The sequence below is a fragment of the Mycobacterium neglectum genome (assembly GCF_002591975.1).
Lineage (GTDB): Bacteria > Actinomycetota > Actinomycetes > Mycobacteriales > Mycobacteriaceae > Mycobacterium > Mycobacterium neglectum.
This window is the reverse complement of record NZ_NVQE01000009.1, coordinates 24,379-38,808: the sequence shown is the minus strand read 5'-3', so window position 1 is coordinate 38,808 and position 14,430 is coordinate 24,379. Positions and strand designations below refer to the sequence as shown.

Genomic DNA, 14,430 nt, shown 5'->3' with positions numbered 1-14,430 from the left:
GTGCCCTTTTCGCAAGTAACCTGGCCTGATGCCCGCTCGTACTCTCCGTGTCATCGCCGTGTCGATGGCACTGGCGATCGTCGTCGGCACCGGCGTCGCCTGGGGCAAGATCCGATCGTTCGAATCCGGTATCAATCACATCTCGCCCATCTCGCTGGGCGGCGGCGGTGAGGATGGTGCGATCGACATCCTGCTGGTCGGCGTGGACAGCCGCACCGATGCGCACGGAAACCCACTGACCCAGGAAGAGCTCGCCACGCTGCGCGCCGGTGACGACGAGGCGACCAACACCGACACCATCATCTTGGTGCGGATCCCCAACAGCGGGAAGTCCGCCACCGCGATCTCGATCCCGCGCGACTCCTACGTCGAAGCGCCGGGTGTCGGGAAGATGAAAATCAACGGCGTCTACGGTTCGGCTCACTTCGAGAAGCTGGTCGAGCTGGTCGAGCAGGACGGCATGGACAAAGCGCAGGCGGAACCGCAGGCTGTCGAGGCCGGTCGCGAAGCGTTGATCAAGACCGTGGCGAGTCTGACCGGCGTCACCGTCGACCACTACGCCGAAATCGGGCTCCTCGGATTCTCACTCATCACCGACGCCCTCGGCGGGGTGAATGTGTGCTTGAGAAATCCTGTCTACGAACCCCTTTCGGGAGCGGACTTCCCCGCGGGTTGGCAGAAGCTGACCGGCCCGCAGGCGCTGAGCTTCGTCCGCCAGCGCCATGATCTGCCCCGCGGCGATCTCGACCGGGTGGTGCGCCAGCAGGCGGTGATGGCATCGCTTGCCCACGAAGTGATCTCGAGCAAGACGCTGTCAAGCCCTTCGACCCTGAACCGGCTCGAGAACGCGGTACAGCGCTCGGTGGTGCTCTCCGACGGCTGGGACGTCATGGAATTCGCGGAGCAGTTGCAGAAGCTCGCGGCGGGCAACGTCGCCTTCGCCACGATTCCGGTACTCCAGGAGAACGGCTGGAGCGACGACGGGATGCAGAGCGTGGTGCGCGTCGACCCCTCCGAGGTCAAGGACTGGGTCGACGGGCTGCTGCACGACCAGGATGAGGGCAAGACCGAAGAACTCGCGTACACACCGGAGAAGACGACCGCCGACGTTGTCAACGCCAGCGATATCAACGGGCTTGCCTCCGCGGTCTCGAACGTGCTGACCAACAAGGGCTTCTCGGCCGGCAGCACCGGCAACCACGAGGGTGACCCGGTGACGGGCAGCCAGGTGCAGGCACCCAAGGCCGACGACCTTGGCGCGCAGGCGATCTCCAAGGACCTCGGCGGACTACCTATTGTCGAGGACCCTTCGGTGGCTCCAGGGTCGGTGCGGGTCGTGCTGACCGCCGACTACACGGGTCCCGGTTCGGGCCTGGACGGTATCGACCCGACGCTGACGGCCGACCCGGTGGCTTCCGGGCCGACCCCGGAGGATCCGCTGGCCTCGCCGATCATCACCGCCGGCTCGAACGACCCGGAGTGCGTCAACTAGACGTGACCACAATCAGTTCGGCCATCCTCGATCCGCTCATGGGCTCCGATCCCGCCGGGCCTCGGATCACCTACTACGACGATGCCAGCGGCGAGCGGATCGAATTGTCCACCGCCACATTGGTGAACTGGGCGGCCAAGACCGGCAACCTGCTACGCGACGAAATGGGCGTCGAACCGTCTGCCAGAGTCGCGGTGCTGTTGCCCGCCCACTGGCAAACCGCCGCTGTGTTGTTCGGGATCTGGTGGATCGGTGCCGAAGTCATCACCGGCGGAGCCGCCGACATCGCACTGTGCACGGCGGAGCGGCTCGGCGAGGCCGACGAGGCCGTGGGGATGGGCGAGATCGCGGTGCTGTCGCTCGACCCGTTCGGCAAGCCGGTGCCCGACCTTCCCGTGGGCCTGACGGACTACGCGACCGCGGTGCGCGTGCACGGCGACCAGATTGCCCCCGAGCGCAATCCCGGAGCCGCGCTGGATGGCCGGTCGGTCACCGACGTGCTGTCCGCTGCGCAGGCGTCCGCTGCCGCCCAAGGTCTCACTGCAGAGGACCGCGTGCTGTCGACGGCCGACTGGGCGAACGCGGACAACCTCACCGAGAATCTGCTGGCAGTTTTCGCGGCCGGTGCATCACTGGTGCAGGTGGCGAATCCGGATGCCGCAGCGATGGATCGCCGCAGACAAATGGAGAAGATCACCCGCGGTTGAGCGAACGGTGCCACGCTGAAATCATGATCAGTCGACGGCAGTTCATGGTCGTGGGCGCGATGGGCTTCGCGGGGGTGGGCGCCGCCTGCTCGCAGTCGCAGTCACCGTCAGCCGGACCCGCGAATCTCACTCTGGCGGCCGGCGAGACCGACATAGACCTCACCGGCGCCACGCTTCGCACCTGGGCCTATAACAATCAGGTGCCCGCTCGTGAAATTCGCCTGCGCAAGGGGGAGCGACTCCGGGCCGAATTGACCAATGCCCTCCCGCAGGGCGTCACGGTGCACTGGCACGGCATCGCGATCGTCAACGATATGGACGGGGTGCCGCCCCTGACGCAGGCGGCGGTGGCCAAGGGTCAGACGTTCACCTACGACTTCGTGGTGCCCGACGCCGGAACGTATTGGTTCCATTCGCATGTCGGCACCCAACTGGACCGCGGCCTGTACGGGCCACTCATCATCGAGGACCCCGACGAGAAGGTCGACTACGACGACGAACTCGTCGTCGTGCTGGACGATTGGATCGACGGCACCGGCACCAACCCCGACCAGGTGTTCGAGAACCTGCGCAAGACAGGGATGAAGCCGATGGAACCCGGCGGTCCTGGCGTGACTCCGGCGATTCCGCTCGGCCGAGACGGCGGCGACGTCACCTACCCCTACTTCATCATCAACGGCCGCGTCGCGAAAGATCCGCAGGTCGCGGATTACCGTACGGGCCAACGGATTCGGATGCGGGTGATCAACGCCGGCTCCGACACGGCGTTCCGGGTAGCGGTGCCAGGCACGTCCATGACGGTCATCCAGACCGACGGCTACCCGGTGATGCCGGTACAGGCGGACTCGGTCATCCTCGGCATGGGAGAGCGGGTCGACGCCATCATCACCGTCAACGAGTCGCTGCCGGTCATCGCCGTGCCCTACGGCAAGCCGGGCCACGCCCAGCTGAACATGCGGGTCAACAATAGGCCCGCCACGGTGAACGTCGACGAGTTCGTTGGGTCGGTACGTACTCAGGAACCGCTGGACACCGCGACGCTGTCACCCGCGCCGGAGGTCACGCTGCCCGCGAAAGAGCCCGATCAGATCATCGACGCCCGCCTGGCCGGACCCGTCGACGGCTACAACTGGCCGATCAACGGAAAGCTGTACGACCCGCCGCGCGATGGGGTGGCAGTGCAGCCGAACCAACGGGTCCGCATCCGCTACATCAATGAGTCGATGATGTTTCATCCGTTCCATCTACACGGCCACACGTTCCAGGTGATGAACGGTGACACCCCGAAAGCCCGCAAGGACACCGTGCTGGTGCCGCCGCTGCAGACCGTCGATGTCGACTTCGACACCGATAATCCCGGGAAATGGATCACTCACTGCCACAACACCTATCACCTCGAGGCGGGGATGGCGTTCTTCCTTCAGTACGCCGGCTGACGGTCCGAGAGTTGCCCGCGGATGTGCGGTTTCATACGGCCGGGCCGGCGTGTCGCGAATGAAACCGCACAATCGGCATTGCGGCGTTCTACTTGAGCAGTGCGCGTGACATGACGACACGCTGGATCTGGTTGGTGCCCTCGTAGATCTGGGTGATCTTGGCGTCGCGCATGAACCGCTCGACGGGGAAGTCGACGGTATAGCCGTAGCCACCGAACAGCTGCACCGCGTCGGTGGTCACCGACATCGCGACGTCAGAGGCGTAGCACTTGGCCGCCGAGGAGATGAATCCCAGATCGGGCTCACCACGCTCAGCGCGCGCTGCAGCGGTGTACACCATCAGCCGGGCCGCCTCGATCTTCATCGCCATATCGGCGAGCATGAACTGCACGGCCTGGAAATCGGCGATGCGTTGCCGGAACTGCTTGCGCTCCTTGGTGTATGCGATCGCCGCCTCCAGCGCCCCCTGGGCGATGCCGACGGCTTGGGCGCCGATCGTCGGGCGGGTGTGATCCAGGGTGGCCAGCGCGGTCTTGAAACCGGTGCCCTCGTCGCCGATGATCCGATCCCCCGGGATACGGCAGTCCTCGAAATACAACTCCGTCGTCGGGGAACCCTTGATGCCCAGCTTGCGCTCCTTGGCCCCCACCGCGAATCCCGGATCGTCGCGGTGCACCACGAACGCCGAGATACCGTTGGCGCCCTTGTCGGGATCGGTCACCGCCATCACCGTGTACCAGGTGGAATGCCCGCCATTGGAGATCCAGCACTTCGCACCGTTGAGCACCCACTCATCGCCATCACGGCGCGCACGGGTACGCATGGCCGCCGCATCGCTACCGGCCTCACGCTCGGAGAGCGCATAGGACGCCGCGGCCTCACCGGAAGCGATGCTGGGCAGCACCTGCTTCTTGAGTTCCTCAGACCCTCGCAACAGCAGCCCCATCGTGCCCAGCTTGTTGCAGATCGGGATCAACGACGACGACGCACATACCCGCGCCACTTCCTCGATGACGATGCACGCCGCGACCGAATCCCCGCCCTGGCCGCCGTACTCCTCGGGAATATGGATCGCGGCCATCCCCGAAGCGGTCAGCGCCGCAAGGGCCTCATCGGTGTAACGCGCCTTCTCATCGACATCCGCGGCATGCGGCGCGATCTCTTTGTCGCACAGATCGCGCAGCACCGCGCGCAACTCGATGTGCTCCTCAGAAAGCTTGAAGGCATCAAACGACGGGTTTCCGATGGCCATGGCGACTCCTTGCTACTCGTCGGTAACTTTACCGTCCCGGCGTCCTCAACCGGTTCGCGGCTACTTATTGCCCAGGAGCCGATCGCGCAGCGCCGCATCCTTTTGCAGGACCATATGGGCCAGCTCGGTCTGGAAATCCTCGACGCGCTGGCGCAGCGCGGCATCCGAGGACCCGAGGATTCGCACCGCCAGCAGTCCCGCGTTGCGGGCGCCGCCGATCGACACGGTGGCCACGGGCACACCGGCAGGCATCTGCACGATCGACAGCAGCGAGTCGAGGCCGTCGAGCTTGGCCAATGGCACCGGAACGCCGATGACGGGCAGCGGTGTCGCCGAGGCCACCATGCCGGGCAAGTGCGCGGCTCCGCCTGCACCGGCGATGATCACCTCGATGCCGCGCGCGGCGGCCGTCTTCGCGTACTCGAGCATGCGATCGGGCGTGCGATGCGCCGAAACGACTCCGACCTCGAACGGCACGTCGAACTCGGCCAGTGCGTGCGCCGCGTCCTCCATCACCGACCAGTCGCTGTCGCTGCCCATGATCACGCCGACGCGCGGCTTGGCGTCCTCAGGCATGTCCACTCCACCCATCTGTCCATTCGGCATGCGACAACCAGTGTGCGGCCCGCATCGCGCGTTCCCGCACATCCTCGACATACGCCGCGTCATCTGGCGACCCGCCTGGCCGGCCGAGGACGTTGACGTGGCCGATCTTGCGGCCGGGACGTTCGCCCTTTCCGTACAGATGCACCTTGGCCTCGGGCATCCGGCCGAACAGATGATGCAGTCGCTCGTCCATGGCCATCGTCGGGGTCTGTTGAGCGCCAAGCACATTCGCCATGACGGTCACCGGCGCGATGGGCGATGTATCCCCCAACGGATAGTCGAGCACCGCACGAAGATGTTGTTCGAACTGACTGGTGCGCGCACCGTCCATCGTCCAATGGCCCGAATTGTGTGGTCGCATGGCCAATTCGTTGACCAACAGCCCGCCCTCGACGGTTTCGAACAGCTCGACCGCCAGCAGCCCGACGACACCGAGTTCGTCGGCCAGTCGCAACGCCAGTCCTCCCGCGGCACCCGCAAGTTCGTCGTCGAGTGCGGGGGCGGGAGCGATGACCTCCACGCAGATGCCGTCACGCTGCACGGTGTGCACGACCGGCCATGCGGCACCCTGTCCAAACGGCGAGCGCGCCACCAGCGCGGCGAGTTCGCGCCGCATCATCACCTTCTCCTCGACGAGGACGTCGACGCCTGCCGCCAGATACTCGGCAGCCACCTCGCGGGCATGGGCCCTATCGCGTGCCAGCGTCACCCCGCGCCCGTCGTAGCCGCCGCGGACGGTCTTGATCACCAGGTCCGCGTCCGACCCCGCGGCGAACTCATCCACGTCCGACGGTGACGTCACGGCCGCGAACCGCGGCACCGGCGCTCCAAGGGCCTCCAGTCGCCGCCGCATGACCAGTTTGTCCTGGGCGTGGATCAACGCTGTCGGCGGCGGCGCGACATTCACGCCTTCGGCGATCAGCTTCTCGAGCATCTCGGTCGGGACATGTTCGTGGTCGAACGTCAACGCATCGGCGCCGACCGCGGCACGCCGCAGCGCATCGAGGTCGTCGTGCGAACCGATCACCACGTCCGGAGTCACCTGCGCCGCCGGATCATCGGGTGTGACGGCCAACACACGTAGCGTCTGCCCCAGCGCGATCGCGGCCTGGTGAGTCATCCTGGCCAGCTGTCCACCGCCGATCATCGTCACGACAGGCATTTGGTGCTCCCGTCGTCCGCCAGAGAGCACAGTCGGATTGCGCGGCACGGACCTATGTTGTCATGCGCCCGACCTTTACTTACCGTCGGTGACCTGCACGGGTACGCGTGACGTGGCCGATTTCCGTAGACTGCCCTGTTGTGTCCTTCACCGATGCCACGATCGCGCGGCTGCCAAGCCCGATCCGGCCGTACTTCGAACGGCACCACGAGCTCATCAAGTTCGCGATCGTCGGCGCCACCACCTTTGTCATCGACTCGACGGTCTTCTTCACGCTGAAGCTCACGGTGCTGGAGCCCAAGCCTGTGACGGCGAAGATCATCGCAGGCGTCGTCGCGGTGATCGCGTCCTACATCCTCAACCGCGAATGGAGCTTCCGCGACCGCGGCGGCCGGGAGCGTCACCACGAGGCGCTGATGTTCTTCGCGTTCAGTGGCGTCGGCGTGCTGCTCTCGATGGCCCCGCTGTGGTTCTCCAGCTACGTGCTGATGCTGCGTGTCCCCGAAGTCAGCCTGACGGTGGAGAACATCGCCGACTTCGTCGCGGCCTACATCATCGGCAACCTTTTGCAGATGGCCTTCCGCTTCTGGGCGTTCCGACGCTGGGTGTTCCCGGACGAGTTCGGTCGCAACCCGGACAAGGCGCTAGAGGCCACGCTCACCGACGGGGGCATCGCAGAGGCCGTCGAAGATGTGCACGACCCCGCTCTGCACGGCATCGACGCGGACGGCAACGTGACGCCGTTGCGCAGGCCGACCCGGCGCGCGCGGCGACTGGCTCAGCTCGGCGATTCCTCCGAACCCAGGGTGTCGAAGACTTCGTGATACAGCAGCGAGTGGACCTCTTCCACTCGCGGGATGTCCATGAACTCCAGGGGATCCTGAGACGCTGACTCGATGATCAGCGTGCCGGTGCGCAACATGCGATCGAGAACACCGTGACGGAATTCGACGCTGTTGATCCGCGCAAGCGGGATGTCGATGCCCGAACGGGTCAGCAGCCCGTGGCGGAACATCACCCTGCGGTCGGTGATGACGAAATGCGTTGTCCACCAATTGAGGAACGGCCATATCGTCAGCCACCCGACGATGATCACCCACACGACGGCGATGACGATCATCACCACGTTACGGGCGGTGGGATCCCAGTTGGTGGTGTTGACGTAGCCGGCGGCGAACGTCGCGACCGCGGTGATCACCAACAGGATCAGGACGGGGCCGATCAGCCGCTTCCAATGCGGGTGGCGGTGTAGCACCACGTGCTCGTCTTTGGCGAGCACTTTTTCCGGATATCCCATAAGCGAAGACCCTATTCCCCGATCAGCTACCCGCGGGTCGCAAGTGCACGATGTCACCCGCGGCCACCGTCGTCGTGTCGCCGTCGGCGTCGATGATGAGTCGGCCCTGGACGTCGATATCGCGCGCGACCCCGACGATCTCGCGCTCGCCGGGAAGGAGCGCGCGCACTCCCATCCCGAGGGTCAGACTGCGGGCACGGTAATCGGCGATCAGTTTCGGGTCGGCGCCACGAGCGCGTCGCCACGCGTCGATGCGCTGCCCCAACGCACTCAGCAGCTCGATGACCACGCGCTGGCGATCTGGTGCCGTCACCCCGAGGCCGACGAGTGAAGTGACACCGTCGACGCCGACCTCGTCAGCGCTCAGCGACACATTGAGACCGATGCCGACGACGACCGCCCGCTGCTCGGCGGCGACCTCGGCGAGAATTCCTGCCAGCTTGCCGCCACCGGCGAGCACGTCGTTGGGCCATTTCAATCCGGCGTCGATACCGAGGGCGGTCACCGTGTCGACGATGGCCACCCCGGTCGCCAAGGGCAGCCATCCCCAACCGTCGGTGGGCACCCCCGCCGCGTCGATCGCCACCGACATGCTGATCTGCGCGTATCGCGCGGCGGCCCAGCTGCGCCCCTGCCTGCCCCGGCCTGCGGTCTGGTGCTCGGCGATCAGGACCGCACCCGCGATGGGGGCGCCGCCGTTGGCGCGCGCGATCAGGTCGGAATTGGTGGATCCGGTCTCGGCGACCACCTCGACCGTCTGCCATACCGCGCCGCCTCCGATGGCGGCGCGCAATGCGGTTTCGTCGAGGGGGGCCCGCTGCGCAGTCACGGGCCCAAACCTAGGTGATGCGGCGCGAGCCTGCTTAAGGAGATATTAAGGACGCGCCGTCCGCGCCGTCCCGATCGTTCGTTAGCATCGACCCTCATGACGAGCGTTAGCGATCAGTCGGTCGAGCCCTCGGGCGAGCACGAGATCGACATCCACACCACCGCGGGCAAGCTGGCCGATCTGCGCAAGCGCGCCGAAGAAACGCTGCACCCGGTCGGCGAGGCGGCCGTGGAGAAGATTCATGCCAAGGGCAAGCTGACCGCGCGTGAGCGCATCCTCGCGCTGCTGGACGAGGGCTCGTTCGTCGAACTCGACGCTCTGGCCCGGCACCGCAGCACGAACTTCGGGCTGGCCGACAAGCGCCCCTTCGGCGACGGTGTGGTGACCGGCTACGGCACCATCGACGGCCGCGAGATCTGCATCTTCAGCCAGGACGTCTCGGTGTTCGGCGGCAGCCTCGGCGAGGTCTACGGCGAGAAGATCGTCAAGGTCCAGGAGCTTGCGATCAAGACGGGTCGCCCGCTCATCGGCATCAACGACGGCGCGGGCGCACGAATCCAAGAGGGTGTGGTGTCACTCGGCCTGTACAGCAAGATCTTTCACAACAACATCATGGCCTCAGGGGTCATCCCGCAGATCTCGCTGATCATGGGCGCCGCCGCGGGCGGCCACGTGTACTCCCCCGCACTGACCGACTTCGTCGTCATGGTCGACCAGACCAGCCAGATGTTCATCACCGGGCCGGACGTGATCAAGACCGTCACCGGTGAAGACGTCACGATGGAGGAACTCGGCGGCGCGCACACCCACATGGCCAAGTCCGGCACCGCGCACTACGTGGCGACCGGCGAGCAGGACGCGTTCGACTATGTCCGCGAACTGTTGTCATATTTGCCGAGCAACAACTATGCGGACCCACCGCGCTACCCGGCCGCGGTTCCCGACGGGGCGATCGAGGACAACCTCACCGACGAGGACGTCGAACTGGACACGTTGATCCCCGATTCGCCGAACCAGCCCTACGACATGCACGAGGTCATCACCCGCATCCTCGACGACGACGAGTTCCTCGAGGTGCAGGCCGGCTATGCCGGAAACATCTTGGTCGGGTTCGGCCGGATCGAAGGCCGCCCGGTGGGCATCGTCGCCAACCAGCCGACCCAATTCGCAGGCTGCCTGGACATCAACGCCTCAGAGAAGGCCGCACGGTTCATCCGCACGTGCGACTGCTTCAACGTGCCGATCGTGATGCTGGTCGACGTGCCGGGCTTCCTGCCGGGCACCGAACAGGAATATAACGGCATCATCCGCCGCGGAGCCAAGCTGCTCTACGCCTACGGCGAGGCCACGGTCGCCAAGATCACCGTGATCACCCGAAAGGCGTACGGCGGCGCGTACTGCGTCATGGGCTCCAAGGAGATGGGCGCCGACGTCAACGTGGCCTGGCCGACCGCGCAGATCGCGGTGATGGGCGCCGCGGGTGCGGTCGGGTTCGTCTACCGGCAGGAGCTGGGGCAGGCCGCCAAGGAGGGCAAAGACGTCGACGCGCTTCGCCTCGAGCTGCAGCAGACCTACGAGGACACCCTGGTGAACCCGTACATCGCGGCCGAACGCGGTTATGTCGACGCGGTGATCCCGCCGTCGCACACCCGCGGCTACGTCGCCACCGCGCTGCGCCTGCTCGAACGCAAGGTGACGCAGGTGCCGCCGAAGAAGCACGGGAACATTCCACTGTGAGCGGGGCGAACGATTCAACAGCTGTGAGCGGGGCGAACGATTCAACAGCAGTGAGCGGGGACGAGACCGTGGCCGACGAGCCTGTGGCCGAAGAGCAGCACGCGCACGAGCCGCACATCCAGATCGTCAAGGGCCGCCCGACCGAACTCGAGGTCGGCGCGGTCATCGCCGTCCTGGCCGCCGCTTCGGGGACCCCTGCCGAGCCACGGGAGCAGGAAGAAAACCTGTGGGGCCATCCGGTTGACCGGCTGCGCTATTCGTTCTTCAGCTGGCAGAAGGTGACGCTGCAGGGACGGACTCACCTGCGCCATCGATGACGCGATTCGTTCTCGCATCAGCATCAGCCGGTCGCCGTAAGGTGTTGCGCCAGGCCGGAATCGACCCACTCGTCATCGTCTCCGATGTCGACGAGGACGCGTTGATAGCGTCGCTCGATCCGGACCTACCGCCGGAGGCCGTGGTGGCCAAGCTCGCCAACGCCAAGGCGCTCAGCGTCGCCGCGCAGCTACCCGAGGACTTACTCGATGACTGTCTGGTGCTCGGCTGCGATTCAATGCTCTACCTGGCAGGCGAGCTGCGCGGGAAGCCCGGCTCCGCTGAAGTTGCTCTGCGCCAATGGGTGTCGATGACGGGATCCACCGGCCACCTGCTCACCGGCCACGCGCTGTTGCGCCTCACCGCAGGCGTCATCACCCATACCGAGGGCGACACCGGCAGCACCACGGTGCATTTCGGAAGACCGCCGCAGGAAGACCTGGCCCGCTATATCGAGAGCGGCGAGCCCATCAACGTCGCAGGCGCGTTCACCCTGGACGGGTTCGGTGGCTGGTTCATCGACCGAATCGAGGGCGACCCATCCAACGTCATCGGGGTCAGCTTGCCACTTGTCTACCGATTGGTACGGGACGCAGGGCTGAAGATCACGGACCTTTGGTCGTACTGATCTCGGCTACTCACATCCACCCGGCCGAGCCACTTCGAACTCAACCGTGGCAGGCTCAGCGGTAACTTCCACTTCCTCATCCGCCGAGGGCGACTGCCCGCACACCCGCCAATTGGCGTAGTTGTACACCACCTGATTGACGCCGCTGACGGCGAACTCAATCTCGACGTTTTCGGTACCCGCGGCTTCGTACGTCGCGGCTACCGCATTCTCCAGCATGTTGCTCTCGGTGTCGGGCATCGTCCAGGTTTCTGCGTCGGACTCCTCCGCCGCAGCGATGGGTGCAGCGAATCCGGCAGCCGTCACGAGCATCGCAAAGGAAGCCGCCGCCACCGCGACGCTCCCTACCTGCCTCTTGAACCCTGTGAACTCCATGCCGGGGACCTTAGTGCTGGCTGCAAACCAACGGCGAAACGCCAGGTAACCATTGGATTACGAGAACGGTTCCGCGCGTCGATCTAGACGCGTGGGCCGTGAGCCGCCACCTGCTACCGAACTAGCAGCCGGCAAGACGACGCTTGAGCGCCAAGGTCACCCGCTGTGGTTTAGCACCGATCTTCACGGTGGCCTCGGGGCCAGGAGACTGCCCGCACACCACCCAGGAGGGATAGTTGTACACCACCTGATTGTTGACTGCGTCGTAGATGTTGAACGTGACGTTGTCCGGCCCCGCAGTCTCCAAGACGCTGTCGACTGCCGTCTGCAACCCCGTCCCCCTGAGGGTGGGCATCGTCCACGTCTCCGTGTCCTGCGCCACCGCTGGGGGTGCGGTGAAAACCACACCTGCGATCAGCATCCCAAACGAAGCCGCACCCACCGCGACGTCTCGCACCTGCCTCTTTACACCCTTCAGCCCCATTTGGAGAACCATAGTGGTGGCCGCAGAGCGGCTGTCAGCTCTTAAATAACGATTCGAGCACGACTTCGGGTGACGCGGCCGTCAATCCAGTCGCGAGGTCTAGGCGCCGCAGTGCGTCCCGCCGGGACGCTCCACGTCCAATGTCACGGACTTCGTCTTCGCCGAGAGCTTGCTCCCCGCCGCCGGCGACTCTCCGCACACCACCCAGTTCTGCAGGTTGTACACGGGCTCGTGGTTCGGGGCGACGACCTCGAAAACCAGGGGCATTTGTTCCACGTCGACCTCGACCTCTTGTTCTGCCTGAGACAAGATCCGGTCCTTGAGGTCCGGCATCACCCACAGCGGGTCCGGTTCCGCGTACTGGATCAACCCGTCATCGGCGTGTGCTCCCGCCGGCCCTGCGGCAACGATCCCACCACCCAGCACGGCGCACGCCGCGGCGATTGCTGCAACAAGCTTCTTCTTCACAGGGAGCCCCTCGTATAGAAGTGCGATCAGCCAGACGAACATCGCTTCCTCTTCAAAGCGGCGGATCGGCTTTGTTCCGCAGTCTGCTGACGTTCAGGTAACTGTAAGACCGCCGCAGGGCGGACGCTCTGTTCCCCAGCAAACCAACAGGATTCGCGCAGCACTCAAGCAGGAGAACCGGCCCTGCTCCCGCGTTTCGGCGGGCCACCGAATGCGTGATCCGATACCGCGCCGAACTGGACGCGATCGCGCCCAAACCGGCCCACACCTGCCCGGTAGGCTCGGTGACGTGCCGCTACCTGCTGATCCCAGCCCTGCTCTGCAGTCCTACGCCCACCCGGAACGCCTGGTCACCCCTGACTGGTTGTCGGGCAACCTCGGCCGGCCCGGCTTGGCCATCGTCGAATCTGACGAGGACGTGCTGCTGTACGACACCGGCCACATCCCGGGCGCGGTGAAGATCGACTGGCACACCGACCTCAACGACCCGAAGGTCCGTGACTACATCGATGGCGCCCAGTTCGCCGAGCTGATGGACCGCAAGGGCATCGCGCGCGACGACACCGTGGTGATCTACGGCGACAAGAGCAACTGGTGGGCGGCCTACGCGCTGTGGGTGTTCACCTTGTTCGGCCACCCCGATGTGCGTCTGCTCGACGGCGGACGCAACCTGTGGATCTCCGACGGCCGCGACACCAACCTCGACGTGCCCTCCAAGCGGACCACCGGCTACCCCGTCGTCGAACGTGACGATGCACCGATCCGCGCCTTCAAGGACGATGTGCTGGACGTGCTCGGCGCCCAGCCGCTGATCGACGTCCGTTCACCGCAGGAGTACACCGGCGAGCGCACGCACATGCCGGACTACCCGGAGGAGGGCGCGCTGCGGGGCGGGCACATTCCGACCGCCCGCTCGATCCCCTGGGGCAAGGCGGCCAAGGACAACGGTCAGTTCCGCAGCCGCGCCGAACTCGACGAGCTGTACAGCTTCGTCTCCCCCGACGACAAGACGGTCGTCTACTGCCGCATCGGCGAGCGAAGCAGCCACACGTGGTTCGTGCTGACGCACCTGCTGGGACGCGAAGGTGTGCGCAACTACGACGGCTCCTGGACCGAATGGGGCAACGCCGTGCGGGTGCCAGTGGCTGTCGGGGAAGATCCCGGCGAAGCGCCATGAGTATGCCGGCCGCGCTGGCCGAGGTGGTGTCGGACTTCAAGGAAATGCAGGGGCAGGACAAACTGCAATTGCTGCTCGAGTTCGCCGGCGAGTTGCCGCCGCTGCCCGCCGACCTCGAAGAGTCCGCCATGGAGCCGGTGCCCGAATGCCAATCACCGCTGTTCCTGCACGTCGATGCCGCCGACCGCGACCACGTCCGGTTGCACTTCAGCGCTCCCGCCGAGGCCCCGACCACCCGCGGTTTCGCCGCGATTCTCGCGGCCGGCCTCGACACCCAAACCGCCGAGGACATCCTCGCGGTGCCCGACGACTTTTACAGCGAGCTCGGCCTTGCCGCGCTGATCAGCCCGCTGCGGCTGCGCGGCATGTCGGCGATGCTGGCGCGCATCAAACGCCACCTGCGCTGAGAGCCGCTCGGGTGTTGGAGGCACCGCGTCATCTGGTCCCCTCGTTGTCTCATAAACT

The 14,430-nt window shown here is 65.6% G+C and carries 17 protein-coding genes; 9 read left to right on the top strand and 8 right to left on the bottom strand.

Annotated elements, in window-relative coordinates; all coding sequences use genetic code 11:
* Window positions 1-28 precede the first annotated feature (28 nt).
* Genes CSQ99_RS09735 through CSQ99_RS09725 form a run of 3 tightly spaced genes read left to right on the top strand, consistent with a single transcriptional unit; the run spans window position 29 to window position 3,635 of the window.
* Window positions 29-1,492 (top strand): LCP family protein, encoded by a 1,464-nt coding sequence (locus CSQ99_RS09735; protein ID WP_099038860.1) that lies wholly within the window; start codon window positions 29-31, stop codon window positions 1,490-1,492.
* A 2-nt stretch (window positions 1,493-1,494) separates the two neighbouring features.
* Window positions 1,495-2,199, top strand: a complete 705-nt coding sequence (locus tag CSQ99_RS09730; RefSeq protein WP_099038859.1) for a TIGR03089 family protein — start codon at window positions 1,495-1,497, stop codon at window positions 2,197-2,199.
* 23 nt (window positions 2,200-2,222) lie between these two features.
* Window positions 2,223-3,635: a multicopper oxidase family protein gene (locus CSQ99_RS09725; protein WP_099038858.1), complete on the top strand. Its 1,413-nt coding sequence runs from the start codon at window positions 2,223-2,225 to the stop codon at window positions 3,633-3,635.
* 88 nt (window positions 3,636-3,723) lie between these two features.
* Here the strand turns inward: CSQ99_RS09725 and CSQ99_RS09720 are convergent, their stop codons facing one another.
* The 3 genes from CSQ99_RS09720 to CSQ99_RS09710 are packed head-to-tail and all read right to left on the bottom strand — an operon-like array spanning window position 3,724 to window position 6,640.
* Entirely contained in the window at window positions 3,724-4,887 is a 1,164-nt protein-coding gene (locus tag CSQ99_RS09720) for an acyl-CoA dehydrogenase family protein (protein ID WP_099038857.1), read from the bottom strand.
* 60 nt (window positions 4,888-4,947) lie between these two features.
* Window positions 4,948-5,463 (bottom strand): 5-(carboxyamino)imidazole ribonucleotide mutase, encoded by a 516-nt coding sequence (gene purE, locus CSQ99_RS09715; RefSeq protein ID WP_176560950.1) that lies wholly within the window; start codon window positions 5,461-5,463, stop codon window positions 4,948-4,950.
* Window positions 5,456-6,640 (bottom strand): 5-(carboxyamino)imidazole ribonucleotide synthase, encoded by a 1,185-nt coding sequence (locus CSQ99_RS09710; RefSeq protein ID WP_245908841.1) that lies wholly within the window; start codon window positions 6,638-6,640, stop codon window positions 5,456-5,458. Before CSQ99_RS09710 ends, purE begins: the two co-directional genes overlap by 8 nt.
* Window positions 6,641-6,795: 155 nt before the next feature.
* On the opposite strand from CSQ99_RS09710, the gene CSQ99_RS09705 reads away from it, so the two are divergent.
* The gene (locus CSQ99_RS09705; RefSeq protein WP_099038855.1) at window positions 6,796-7,479 is read left to right on the top strand and encodes a GtrA family protein; all 684 of its coding nucleotides are present in this window, start codon (window positions 6,796-6,798) and stop codon (window positions 7,477-7,479) included.
* Here CSQ99_RS09705 and CSQ99_RS09700 read toward each other — a convergent pair.
* Both CSQ99_RS09700 and CSQ99_RS09695 read right to left on the bottom strand, forming a co-directional pair.
* A complete protein-coding gene (locus CSQ99_RS09700; protein WP_099038854.1) occupies window positions 7,434-7,952 on the bottom strand; it encodes a PH domain-containing protein in 519 nt (172 codons plus the stop codon). The two genes, CSQ99_RS09705 and CSQ99_RS09700, sit on opposite strands and share 46 nt — an antisense overlap.
* A 22-nt stretch (window positions 7,953-7,974) precedes the next feature.
* Entirely contained in the window at window positions 7,975-8,781 is an 807-nt protein-coding gene (locus tag CSQ99_RS09695) for a biotin--[acetyl-CoA-carboxylase] ligase (RefSeq protein WP_099038853.1), read from the bottom strand.
* A gap of 96 nt (window positions 8,782-8,877) precedes the next feature.
* Here CSQ99_RS09695 and CSQ99_RS09690 point away from each other — a divergent pair, with 96 nt between their 5' ends.
* Genes CSQ99_RS09690 through CSQ99_RS09680 form a run of 3 tightly spaced genes read left to right on the top strand, consistent with a single transcriptional unit; the run spans window position 8,878 to window position 11,461 of the window.
* On the top strand, window positions 8,878-10,518 hold the full coding sequence (locus CSQ99_RS09690) for an acyl-CoA carboxylase subunit beta (protein WP_099038852.1): 1,641 nt from the start codon (window positions 8,878-8,880) through the stop codon (window positions 10,516-10,518).
* Window positions 10,519-10,568: 50 nt separating this feature from the next.
* Complete coding sequence (locus CSQ99_RS09685) at window positions 10,569-10,835, top strand: acyl-CoA carboxylase subunit epsilon (protein WP_245908835.1); 267 nt, start codon at window positions 10,569-10,571, stop codon at window positions 10,833-10,835.
* Window positions 10,832-11,461 carry a Maf family protein gene (locus tag CSQ99_RS09680; protein ID WP_099038850.1) on the top strand — a complete coding sequence of 210 codons (630 nt, stop codon included), beginning with the start codon at window positions 10,832-10,834 and terminating at the stop codon, window positions 11,459-11,461. Before CSQ99_RS09685 ends, CSQ99_RS09680 begins: the two co-directional genes overlap by 4 nt.
* Window positions 11,462-11,467: 6 nt before the next feature.
* Here CSQ99_RS09680 and CSQ99_RS09675 read toward each other — a convergent pair whose 3' ends face one another.
* The 3 genes from CSQ99_RS09675 to CSQ99_RS09665 all read right to left on the bottom strand — a co-directional run bounded on the left by CSQ99_RS09675 (window position 11,468) and on the right by CSQ99_RS09665 (window position 12,788).
* On the bottom strand, window positions 11,468-11,836 hold the full coding sequence (locus tag CSQ99_RS09675) for a hypothetical protein (RefSeq protein WP_099038849.1): 369 nt from the start codon (window positions 11,834-11,836) through the stop codon (window positions 11,468-11,470).
* A gap of 121 nt (window positions 11,837-11,957) precedes the next feature.
* Entirely contained in the window at window positions 11,958-12,320 is a 363-nt protein-coding gene (locus CSQ99_RS09670; RefSeq protein WP_099038944.1) for a hypothetical protein, read from the bottom strand.
* Between the two features lie 99 nt (window positions 12,321-12,419).
* Window positions 12,420-12,788, bottom strand: coding sequence for a hypothetical protein (locus CSQ99_RS09665; protein ID WP_099038943.1), 369 nt, complete (start codon window positions 12,786-12,788; stop codon window positions 12,420-12,422).
* Between the two features lie 289 nt (window positions 12,789-13,077).
* On the opposite strand from CSQ99_RS09665, the gene CSQ99_RS09660 reads away from it, so the two are divergent.
* Together CSQ99_RS09660 and CSQ99_RS09655 are read left to right on the top strand one after the other, a co-directional pair.
* Complete coding sequence (locus CSQ99_RS09660) at window positions 13,078-13,965, top strand: sulfurtransferase (protein ID WP_099038942.1); 888 nt, start codon at window positions 13,078-13,080, stop codon at window positions 13,963-13,965.
* Entirely contained in the window at window positions 13,962-14,372 is a 411-nt protein-coding gene (locus CSQ99_RS09655) for a SufE family protein (RefSeq protein ID WP_099038848.1), read from the top strand. The genes CSQ99_RS09660 and CSQ99_RS09655 overlap by 4 nt, the downstream gene beginning before the upstream one ends.
* Window positions 14,373-14,430 lie beyond the last annotated feature (58 nt).